At 69.8% G+C, this 10,604-nt stretch carries 10 protein-coding genes; 8 read left to right on the top strand and 2 right to left on the bottom strand.

Translation table 11 applies throughout. The annotated features are described in order from the left end of the window. The first annotated feature begins 28 nt into the window (after positions 1–28). Genes NL1_RS34525 through NL1_RS34495 form a run of 7 tightly spaced genes read left to right on the top strand, consistent with a single transcriptional unit; the run spans position 29 to position 7,081 of the window. Positions 29–892 carry an ABC transporter permease gene (locus tag NL1_RS34525; protein WP_067848775.1) on the top strand — a complete coding sequence of 288 codons (864 nt, stop codon included), beginning with the start codon at positions 29–31 and terminating at the stop codon, positions 890–892. A 2-nt stretch (positions 893–894) separates the two neighbouring features. Beyond that, positions 895–1,929 (top strand): MlaD family protein, encoded by a 1,035-nt coding sequence (locus NL1_RS34520; protein WP_067848773.1) that lies wholly within the window; start codon positions 895–897, stop codon positions 1,927–1,929. After that, the gene (locus NL1_RS34515; RefSeq protein ID WP_307624406.1) at positions 1,926–2,933 is read left to right on the top strand and encodes an MCE family protein; all 1,008 of its coding nucleotides are present in this window, start codon (positions 1,926–1,928) and stop codon (positions 2,931–2,933) included. The genes NL1_RS34520 and NL1_RS34515 overlap by 4 nt, the downstream gene beginning before the upstream one ends. Further along, on the top strand, positions 2,921–3,967 hold the full coding sequence (locus NL1_RS34510; protein WP_245673726.1) for an MlaD family protein: 1,047 nt from the start codon (positions 2,921–2,923) through the stop codon (positions 3,965–3,967). Before NL1_RS34515 ends, NL1_RS34510 begins: the two co-directional genes overlap by 13 nt. Next, positions 3,967–5,064 (top strand): MlaD family protein, encoded by a 1,098-nt coding sequence (locus NL1_RS34505; protein ID WP_067848767.1) that lies wholly within the window; start codon positions 3,967–3,969, stop codon positions 5,062–5,064. Before NL1_RS34510 ends, NL1_RS34505 begins: the two co-directional genes overlap by 1 nt. After that, positions 5,064–6,125 carry an MlaD family protein gene (locus tag NL1_RS34500; RefSeq protein WP_084511375.1) on the top strand — a complete coding sequence of 354 codons (1,062 nt, stop codon included), beginning with the start codon at positions 5,064–5,066 and terminating at the stop codon, positions 6,123–6,125. The genes NL1_RS34505 and NL1_RS34500 overlap by 1 nt, the downstream gene beginning before the upstream one ends. Next, a complete protein-coding gene (locus NL1_RS34495; protein ID WP_067848761.1) occupies positions 6,122–7,081 on the top strand; it encodes an MlaD family protein in 960 nt (319 codons plus the stop codon). Before NL1_RS34500 ends, NL1_RS34495 begins: the two co-directional genes overlap by 4 nt. 8 nt (positions 7,082–7,089) lie before the next feature. Here NL1_RS34495 and NL1_RS34490 read toward each other — a convergent pair whose 3' ends face one another. After that, positions 7,090–8,235, bottom strand: coding sequence for a serine hydrolase domain-containing protein (locus NL1_RS34490; protein WP_067848758.1), 1,146 nt, complete (start codon positions 8,233–8,235; stop codon positions 7,090–7,092). Between the two features lie 31 nt (positions 8,236–8,266). Then, entirely contained in the window at positions 8,267–8,944 is a 678-nt protein-coding gene (locus tag NL1_RS34485) for an MBL fold metallo-hydrolase (protein WP_067848756.1), read from the bottom strand. 50 nt (positions 8,945–8,994) lie between these two features. Here NL1_RS34485 and NL1_RS34480 point away from each other — a divergent pair. Continuing rightward, positions 8,995–10,604, top strand: a 1,610-nt coding sequence (locus NL1_RS34480; RefSeq protein WP_067848752.1) for a TPM domain-containing protein, incomplete at its 3' end; no start/stop codon positions are given.

Genomic DNA, 10,604 nt, shown 5'->3' with positions numbered 1-10,604 from the left:
CCATGTTCCTGCCCACGAGGCTGGCCTGATGACCGCGTCTTCGTATGTTCCCGCCGGACTCGGCAAGCTGACCCGCCGACTGCGCGCGAGCCGACCGTGGCATCCATTGGAGACCCTCGGCTTCGTGGCCGGATTCGTCTGGCAGGCACTGAGTTCCATTCCGCTGACGCTCACCCACTATCGCGCGGAGACCATGCGCGCCATCACGAATATGACCTGGGGCCGCGGCTCGGTGATCGTCGGCGGCGGGACCGTGCCGATGATGATCGTGCTCGGCGCGGCGATGGGCGCCTCGGTCGGCGTCGAATCCTTCGCCACCCTCGACATGCTCGGCATGGGCCCGGTCACCGGGCTGATCTCGGCGTTCGCGACGACACGCGAGCTGGCGCCCATCGCCGCCGCGATCGGGTTCGCCGCGCAGGCGGGCTGCCGGATGACCGCCGAGATCGGTTCGATGCGCATCTCGGAGGAGATCGACGCGCTGGAGGCGCTCGGCCTGCGTTCGGTGCCGTTCGTGGTGACGACGCGGGTGATCGCGGGCGCCATCGCGATCGTGCCGACGTTCCTGATCGCGCTGATCCTGTCCTATCTCGCCTGCCGCGGGCTGATCACGCTGGTGCACGGGCAATCCTCGGGCGTCTACGACCACTACTTCTTCCAGTTCGTGTCCGGATTCGACGTGCTCGCCGCGGTGTTCAAGGTCGCGATCTTCGGCACCGTGGTCATCCTGATCCATTGCTATCACGGGTTTTTCGCCACCGGCGGCCCGGAAGGCGTCGGCGTCGCGTCCGGCCGCGCGGTGCGCGCGAGCTTCGTGGCGATCATCGCCGTCGACATGGTCTTGTCCATCGTCTTGTGGGGCTTCAACGCCGCCATCAGTTTCACGGGGTAGGGATGCCGAACTACGGAATGCCCGGTGTCGCGATCGACCGGAAGAAGTCGATGCGGACCGGAGCGGCTTTGCTCGCGGCGGTCGTGTGTGTTGGCGCGGGGTGGCGCGTCTACGACGGCGTCAGTGCGGAGGACGGCCTGCGAATCTCGTTGCACACCGAGCGGATCGGCGACGGCGTGGTCGCGGGCACCCAGGTCAGAGCCGACGGCGTGCTGGTCGGCGAGGTCGCCGAGATCGCGCCCGACGCGCAGGGCACGCAGCGGATCACGTTGCGGCTGGACGACTCTCGCCTGGATGGTCTGGACGACAGCCTGCGCGTCGACTACGCCACCGGAAATCTCTTCGGCATCAGTGAGATCGCGCTGCGCGCGGGACCGGGCGGTGCGCCGCTGCGGCCCGGCACCGTGATCGACCTGACCGGTCCGAACGCCGCGGCCGCCTACGACGCGACGATGGGCAGCCTGTTGCGCAGCGTCTCCCGGGTGAGCAACGAGGTGCTGACCGCGCAGCTGACCTCGGTGCTCGCCCAGCTCGCGGGTGACATCCGCGCGTTCACGCCGCTGTTTCAGTCGATGGTGGTGCTGGCACGCACGGTCGCCGACGCGCAGACGTTGCCGCTGTCGTACCAGCTCGGCCAGTTCGGCTCCGCGCTGGGCGGTGCGGCGCCGTTCGTCGGCGCGACCCTCCAGGTGATCGATCAGGTCTATCGCATTCCGGTGCTGCGCGAGGACCGCGAACGCTTCGACGCGACCATCGACGCGGTCGTCGAGCAGCTCTTCCCGGCCTTCCAAGGGACGATGTTCCGCACGGGCGACGAGTTCTCCGAGTACGCGGCGATGCTGACGCCCATTCTCGCGGCCGCCGCCGCAATGGTGTCCACACCGGACCGGTCCGGCGCCGAACTGCGCGAGCTGCTCGACCGGTTGCGCGCGGCCATGCCCGAGACATCGGAAGGTCCCGTACTGAACGTCGACATCGATGTGCGCACGGTGCCGGTGCTGACGCCACTGCTCGGCGCCGCGGGAGGCGAACGATGATCTCGGTCCGCGCCGCGGGCCTGCGGCTCGCGCTGTTCGCGTTGGCGATGGCGGCGTTGCTCACGCTGGTGATCACCGCGATCCAGCGCCCCGTGCCCGGCGACACCGACGGCTACCGGGTGGTCTTCACCGACGCCAACGGCTTGAAGACCGGCGACGACGTGCGCATGTTCGGCGTCCAGGTGGGCAAGGTCGAAACCATTGCGCTGCAGGGAAACCAGGCCGTGGTGGGCGTCAGCGTGCGCCGCGGCTCGCCGGTGTACGACAACTCCAGGTTCGCGATCCGCTACCAGAATCTCACCGGCCAGCGGTACGTCGATTTGCAGCAGCAGAACACGCCGAGCGGCCGCACCGCGCCGGGCTCGGCGATCGGCACCGACCGCACGGTGCCCTCGTTCGACGTGACCAGCCTGTTCAACGGACTGAAGCCGGTACTCGCCACGCTCTCGCCCGACGCGGTGAACCAGTTCAGCGAGAGCATGCTCGCGGTGATCGAAGGCAACGGCAACGGCATCGGCCCGGCACTCGACGCCATCGGCACGCTCAGCAGGTACGCGACCGACCGGCAGCAGGTCATCTCGACGCTGATACGGAACCTGTCGGAGATCTCCGATCAGATCGGCGGGCGCTCACCACATCTGGTGACGCTGCTCGGCAAACTGGCCGACGTCTTCGCCTCGCTACAGATCAAGATCACCGGCCTTATCGATTTCGCGGTCACCGCGCCGCCGGTCCTCGATCCGGTCGACTCCCTGCTCGCCACGCTCGGGCTCACCGAGGACGCCAACCCCGATCTGGACACCATCGTGCACACGCTCTTCCCGGACCCGCGGGTCTTCGTCGACCTGCTCGGCAGGCTGCCCGCCCTGCTGGCCGGTCTGCGCGAGGCGCTTCCGGCGACGGCGTCGAACACCGCGCTGACGTGCAGCCGCGGGCAGGCCGACCTCCCCGGTGCGCTCGACGTGCTGATCGCGGGCCAGAAGGTGGCGATATGCAAGGGATGACGGGGCGGCTCGCGCGCTGGTTCGACCGGGACCGGCCGCGCCGCGACGAAGCCGCCGCCCGCAGGCGTGACCTGCGTTTGGGCATCCTGGGCGTGCTGCTCGTCGCGCTGGCCATGGCGGCGGTCGCGGTGCTGTACGCGGTGCCATTCGGGAAGCACACCTACACGGCCGAACTCACCGAAGCCCAGTCGGTGCGTCCCGGCGACGACGTGCGGCTGGCGGGCATCTCCGTCGGCAGCGTGGAATCGCTGGAGTTGCAGCGGGATCGGGTGCTGATGACGTTCACCGTCGACTCCTCGGTCTTCGTCGGCAGGGAGACCTCGCTGGACATTCGCATGCTGACGATCGTCGGCGGCCACTACGTGGCGCTGTTTCCCGCCGGGAACGTCCCACTCGGCTCCCGCGCCATCCCCGCGGAGCGAGTTCGCCTGCCCTACAGCCTGATTCAGGCCTTCCAGGACGCCGTGGAGCCGATCCGGCGCATCGACGGCGGCGGCCTGCGCGACAACCTGGCCACGATGGCGGACTCGCTGGAGGCGAGCCCGGACAGCCTGCGCCAGACGCTCGACGGTGTCGAACATTTCGTCGACGTGCTCGATCAGCAGCGGGCCGATGTCGCGAAAGCCATTGGCATCGCGGACGAATACCTCACCGCCGTGGGCGCCGCGAAAGGCGAACTGGGACGACTGGTGGACAAGGTCAACCTGCTCGAGACACTGCTGGCCGACAAACGCACCGAGGTACGCACGGCGGTGGAGGCGCTGGACCGGGTGATCAACAGGCTCGGCGCGCTGCAACCAGCCTGGGACGGCACGCTCCGGCCGATGGCCGAGCAACTCGCCGCGGCGGTGCCCGAACTGGAACGGCTCGGTGAACGTCTGCAACCGGTCATCGACGACGTGCACGCGCTCGGTCAGCGCCTGGGGCAGCTCATCCCGCACGAGGGCGAGGTCGTGATCGATCATTCGAACACCACCGTCCAGGCGTCGCCGGCCGAATCGATCTGCGTGCCCGTGGCCGGGAGGGTCTGCTGATGCTGCTGAAAGTCCTCGGTTCGCGCGGGTTCATGTCCGTCGCGGGAGCATTGGTGATCGTGGCGGTGGCCGCGGCCGCGTACGTGGTGGCCGCGGACCCCTTCAAGAGGACCGCGACCTACTGCGCACTGATGCCCGACACGATCGGCCTGTACGTCGGCAATCACGTGACCATGCGCGGCCTGCCGGTCGGCGAGGTGACCGCCATCGAGCCGTCGCCGACCTCGGTGCGTGTGGAGTTCACCGTCGACGCCGACCATCCCCTGCTGGCGGGCGCCGCGGCGACGACGGTCTCCGACACGATCGTCGCCGATCGCGAACTGGCGCTGGTGAACGCCGGAAACGGCACGGGGCGTTGGGATTCCGCACAGTGCCTGACCAAAACGCTGACGCCGAAGAGCATGACCGAAACCCTCGGCGCGCTGGCCGAATTGTCCAGCGAGGCACTGGGTCCCGAGGGCGGTGAACAGAACGCGCTGGCCCGCGGCATCAGCGCGCTGAACGCCGCGACGGCGGGCACCGGCCCGCAGCTCAACGAGATCGTCCGCAAACTGGGCGGCGCGCTGAACTCCCCGGATGCCGCCATCGGTCATCTGGCCGGACTCATCGACGCGCTGTCCTCGCTGTCGGGCAGCGTGGCCGCGCGCTGGGGCGATATCAAGTCGATGCTGCTGCGCCTGTCCGACGTGCTCGACCAGGTGAACAACGAACTGTTCAGCCGGGCCGTCGAGATAATCGACGGTTTTCAGCGGCTGCTGCCGATGCTCAACGAGATCACGAGCATGTTCGGCGACCCGATCTTCCGAGTCTTGGATGCCACGGTGCCGTTGGTGCGGCTGCTGCACGACAACGTGGACAGCCTGCGTGACATCGTCACCAAGATCCCAGCGCTCACCGCGGCTTTCGGCACCATCGCGGGGCCCGGCGCGACCGGACTCACCTATCTGCCACCGAAAGTGGCCCTACCCGAACAGGATGCGGAGCAGGTGTGCGCGGCGATCAACGCGATCTCTCCGGGACGCTGCGGCGAATCCGTCGATGGCAGACCGCAAGTCGACTTGGTGAACTGGGTGCTCGGCGTGGCGGGAGCGCGGTGATGGCTCGGAGGATGCGCCGCGGCCTGCTCGCCGCGCTGGTCGCGGCCACGCTGCTCGGCGGCTGTGCGTTCGATCCGGCGTCGGTCCCGGTGCCGGGAGCCACCGTGTCGGGGCCGACGTATCCGATCCGCATCGAGTTCGCCAACGCGCTGAACCTGCCCGCCCGCGCCAAGGTCGTGGCCAATGGCGCTCAGGTGGGCAACGTGACGCAGGTGACCGTGGTCGACCCGGCCGAGACGCACGGCAGCGGCGGCTATGTCGTCGTGGAGGCGGAGATCGAGAAGTCCGTGCGGATTCCGAGCAGCACCCTCGCCCAGCTGCGGCAGAACACGGTGCTCGGCGACATCCACATCGCGCTCACCACACCGCCCGACGGCTTCGGTTCGATCCTCGCCGCGGGCGGGACCATCCCGCGCGCCCAGACGATTCCGGCCACCCAGATCGAGGACACCATGGCGGGCGTCGCGACCTTCGTGCAGGGCGGGGCGGTCGGTCAGTTCCAGGAGATCATCGACCGGCTGAACACCGTGCTGCCCGCCGATCCCGCCGAGACGGCGCGGATCTCGGAAGCCGTTGGCTCCAACGCGATAGATCTCGCCGAGCACCTGCGCGAGGTCGATACCTTCCTCGACGCGCTCACTGCCGACTCCGCCGTGGTGAAGGACATGGGTCCGCAGGTCGCCGAGTTGCTGACCGAGTCCGCCGTGGAACAGGTTTCGGCCTCGGTCGCGTCCATCGTCGATGTCGTCGGGGTACTGGGCGCGCTGGGCAGCGTCTCGCATTCGCTGGTGTGGCTTGCCCCGCTGGCGCAGGCGGGCGACGCGGCGGCCCGCGCGTTCGTCCCGCTGGCGCTCACGTCGCGGCCGCTCGATCTCAGCGCGCCGTCCAATCTGAATGCCCTCGTGGCGCTGATCCGCGATCGGATCATCCCGTTCGTCGAACGCGGGCCGACGGTGAACATTGTTGGCGCGACCGTGGATTCGGGCGGCGCGGAGGTCTCCTCCGGCGACCAGGTCGACCAGATCGTCCGGGCGCTGCGCATGATCGGAGCGGTGCGATGAGAATCGGTTCGCTGTTTTCGCTGGGCGGGATCGCGGTGATCTCGGTACTCGGCATCGCCTATCTCACCTTCGGCGTGGTGCGGGTGGAGCCGCTGCGCGAGGACCTGCGGGTGACCATGGTGCTGAGCAATTCCGGCGGGCTGGAGGTGGGGTCGCCGATCCTGTTGCGCGGCGTGAAGATCGGTGAGATCACCGCGCTGCGGCGCGGGCGCGGACGGGTGGAGGCCGGCTTCGAGGTCGATCGGCGCTACCGGTTGCCCGTGGACAGCACCGTCGTCATCGAGGGCCTTTCGGCGCTCGGCGAGCCGTATGTGGAATTCACCCCGAACACCGACGACGGGCCGTATCTGACCGAAGGCCAAGTGCTGGAAGGGCTTCGGGTGCGCGTACCGCTGTCGACGCCGGAGGTCGCGCGCTTGGTCACCCAGGTGATGAACCAGCTCGACCCGAACGCCATCGGCGAGTTCGCCGACACACTCGGCCTCGCGATGGAGGGCACCGAATCGGTGACGCCCGGCCTCGCCCGATCCACCGACCTGCTGGCCGCGGCCATCATGAGCCGGTCACCGCAGATCGGCAAGATGATGACCGATCTCCAGTCCATCGCGCCCGATATGGACTGGACCGGGCCGTCCTTCGGCGTGGCCGCGCCGAACTTCGTCGAGTTCGGTCAGCGTGTCGATGAGATCGCCCAGGCGGTGGGCCGCCTGGCGCGGACCGGGGACACACCGGCGATGTACCTGGAGGGAACCGGTCTGGTGCCCTTCATGGCTCGGCTCACCGAGTGGATCAACGCGGTGGGGCCGGAGGTGAAACCCCTCGTGCCGATGCTCCAACCGCTCGCCGACGCGGCGACGCACAGCGTGCCGCAGGTCGATCTCAGCGCGCTGATCACGCAGGCGTTGGAGGCCACCGAACCCGAAGGGGCGGTGCGCATTCGGGTCGGGGTGAAGTAGCGGGAGCGTTAGAGCGCTGCGTAGACCGCGGCGATCAGGTCGTGGGCGCGGCGATCCCCCGCGAGACCTTCGCGGCGCAGGTTCGGGATGAACGCCAGCGCGAGGTCGTGTTCCAGGTCGCCGAGACCGACCGAGCCGCCCGCGCCGGGATGACCGAACGCGGTCGCCCGCGCGCTCTTCGGGAGGCGGAAGTTCAGCGAGGGGCGCATGTAGCCGAGGGCGAAAGCGCTTTCCAGGGAGAGGACTTCGTCGGGGCCGCGCACTCGTTCGCGCACGGCGTCGCGCAGCGTCTCGGGTCGCAAGAGGTCGCCGCGGATCAGGTCGCGGTAGAAGCGGGCGAGTGCGCGCGGCGTGGTGACCAGACCGGAGCCGGGCCAGCCGCCCGCGAGCACGGTCGGATCGTTGTAGGAGCCCGCAGGGTTCGTCGACCCGCGCATCAGCAGCGACTCGGGATCACGATAAGACGCGGCGAGGCGTCGCACCGCGGCGTCCTCGGGCAGATCTTCTGTCCGCCAAGCCATTTGATCGGCGGGCGGGATACCTAGGCGGGCCGCGCGGGAGATCTCGTCCGGACCTGCCCAGAGTTCCGCTCCGAAGTGCTCCCTGACGAACTCCGGGACGGTCCGGCCGGTGCGCCTGCGCACCAGCTCGCCGACCAGCCAGCCGAAGGTGACCGCGTGATAGCCGTGCTTGGCGCCGGGCTCCCAGACCGGGGCCTGCCCCGCGAGTTCCGCCGCCATGGCGGCGGGATCGGCCGCGTCGAACTTGGTCAGCGGCCGGTCGAAAGCGGGTAGGCCCGCGCGGTGTGTCAGCAGGTCCTCGACGGTGACCGCGTGCTTGCCGTGCGCGGCGAATTCCGGCCACCATCGGCGCACCGGCTCTTCCGGCCCGGTTCCTTCGCGCTCCATGACCAGCAGCGCGGCGGTGGCGGTGACGGCCTTGGTGCAGGAGAACGCGACGCACGGCGTGTCCGCCAGCCAGGGCCGCCCGCTGCGCCTGTCGGCTACCCCGCCCCACAGATCCACCACCGGCCGTCCGCCCGCGAACACCGCCACCGCGGCCCCGCGGTTCTGCCCGTCGGCGAAGCTCGCCGCGAAGACCTCCCGCACCTCGCGGAAGGCGGGGTCACAGGTACCGGAGATCGAATCCGTCACGCAGAAATTAGAACACGTTCTATACCGTGTGTCACCAGCCGCGCTCGCGCCACTCCCCCAGGTGCGGGCGTTCGACGCCGAGGGTGGTGTCGTCGCCGTGGCCGGGGTAGACGACGGTGTCGTCGTCGTAGCGGTCGAAGAGTTTGGTGGTGACGTCGGTGTAGAGGGTCGTGAAATCTTCGGGGCTGTGGGTTTTTCCGACGCCGCCGGGGAAGAGGCTGTCGCCGGTGAAGAGGTGGATGCGGCCGGGTTCCTCGGGGAGGGCGAGGGCGATCGAGCCGGGGGTGTGGCCGGTGAGGTGGATGGCGGTGAGGGTGAGGTCGCCGATCTCGACGGTGTCGCCGTCGGCGAGGAGACGGTCCGGGGTGACGGGCAGGGGGTCGGCGTCGAGGCGGTGGGCCGCGGTCGGGACGTCGAGCTCGGCGGCGACCTCCTTCAGCGCCCACCAGTGATCCGGGTGCTGGTGGGTGGTGACGATCAGGCGGACCTTGCCCGGCGCCTCCTGGTCGATGAGCTCGAGGATGCGGCCGGGTTCGTTGGCGGCATCGATGAGCAGTGCGGCGCCGGTGGCGGCGCACTGCACGAGGTAGACGTTGTTGTCCATCGCGCCGACGGACATCTTGATGATTCGCGCGCCGTCGAGGTCGCGCTGCTGCGGGTTCGATCCCGCGGACACGTGGCCGGTATAGGGGCGGTCGATCGTGATCACGCCACGATGCTATCCACTGATTCGCCGGGAACCGGGGATACATTCGTGGGATGCCGTCGCAGCCGAAACGTCGCGCCCGCTGGTCCGCCCTCGTGGCGGGTCTCCTGCTGCTGGCCACGGCGCTGATCGGCGCGCCGACCGCCGCGGCGGAGCCACCGAGCCGGATGGACACCTACGTCGTCGACAGCGCGGGCGCGTTGGACGGCGGCCAGCGGGACCGCGTCCAAGCCGCGGTGGACCGCCTCTACGACGACCGGCAGATCCGGCTGTGGATCGGCTACGTCCGCGATTTCGGCGGGCTCGATGCGCAGACGTGGGCCGAACGCACCGCCGCCGCTTCCGGTTTCGGCACCCGCGATCTGTTGCTCGCGGTCGCCACCGGGTCGCGGGACTACTGGTTCTACGGCGACCTGCCGGATGGAGTCAGCGACGGCGAGCTGGAGGACCTGCTGACCCGACGGGTCGAGCCCGCGCTGCGCGACAGCGACTGGGCCGCCGCGGGCATCGCGACCGCCGACGGCCTGAACTCGGCGATGAGCGCGGGCGGGGTGAGCTTGCGTACCCTGCTGGTCCTGGCCGTCGTGGTCGCGGCGGTGGTGGGCGCGCTGCTGCTGTACACGCGCAAACGACGCCGCGATCGGCAGAAGGCCGAGCTGGACGCCGCTCGGCGGACGGACCCCGGCGACACTGCCGCTCTCGCCGCGCTTCCGCTGGAGGCGCTGCACGCGCGCTCCCGCGAGGTGCTCGTCGAGATCGATAACGCGGTGCGCACCAGCGGCGAGGAACTGGAGTTGGCGGTCGGCGAATTCGGCGCGACGGCCACCACACCGTTCACCACGGCGCTGAACAACGCGAAGACCGCGGCCGCCAAGGCGTTCGCCCTCCGCCAGCAGCTCGACGACGACATTCCGGAGACCGCCGACGAGCAGCGCCGCCTGCTGATCGAGCTGATCGGCACCGTGGGCCGCGCGGATCGCGAACTCGATGGCCGGGTCGCCGAATTCGACGACATGCGCGACCTGCTGATCGACGCGCCGAGCCGGTTGGACGCATTGACCAGGGACCTGGTCGACCTCACCGGCCGGGTGCCCGCGTCGGAGGCGGAGCTGGCTAGGCTGACCGCCGCGCATCCGGCCGGTGCGCTCGCCTCGATCCGGGACAACACGGCGATGGCGCGCGAACGCATCGCCTTCGCCGAGCAGAACGTCGATGCCGGACGTGAGGCCATGGCGCTGCCGGTCGGCAGGCAGGGCGGCGTCGTCGGCGCGATCCGGGCCGCCGAGGGCGCCATCGGCCAGGCGCGCACGCTGCTGAACGCGGTCGACAACGCGGCGGTCGACATCCAGCAGGCCCGCGACGGTCTGCCCGCGGTGCTGGACGAACTGCGCAAAGACGTCGCCGCCGCCACCGAACTTGCCGCGTTCGGCGGACCGGCGCTCGCCACCGCGACCGCCTCGGCACGGCAGGCCCTCGACAAGGCGTCCGCCACGGCCGACGACGATCCGCTGGATGCCTTCCACGGCGCCGTGGCGGCCGACGGCGATCTCGATCGCGCCGTCGCCGCCGCCACCGACCGCAAGCTGGCCGCCGAGGATCTGCGCCGCCGCCTCGACCAGGCGCTCACCGACGCCAACGCCCGGGTGCGCGCGGCCGTCGACTT

This window comes from Nocardia lijiangensis NBRC 108240 (assembly GCF_001613045.1).
Lineage (GTDB): Bacteria > Actinomycetota > Actinomycetes > Mycobacteriales > Mycobacteriaceae > Nocardia > Nocardia lijiangensis.
The sequence above is the reverse complement of the archived record's forward strand: the minus strand, read 5'-3'. Positions and strand labels throughout refer to the sequence as shown.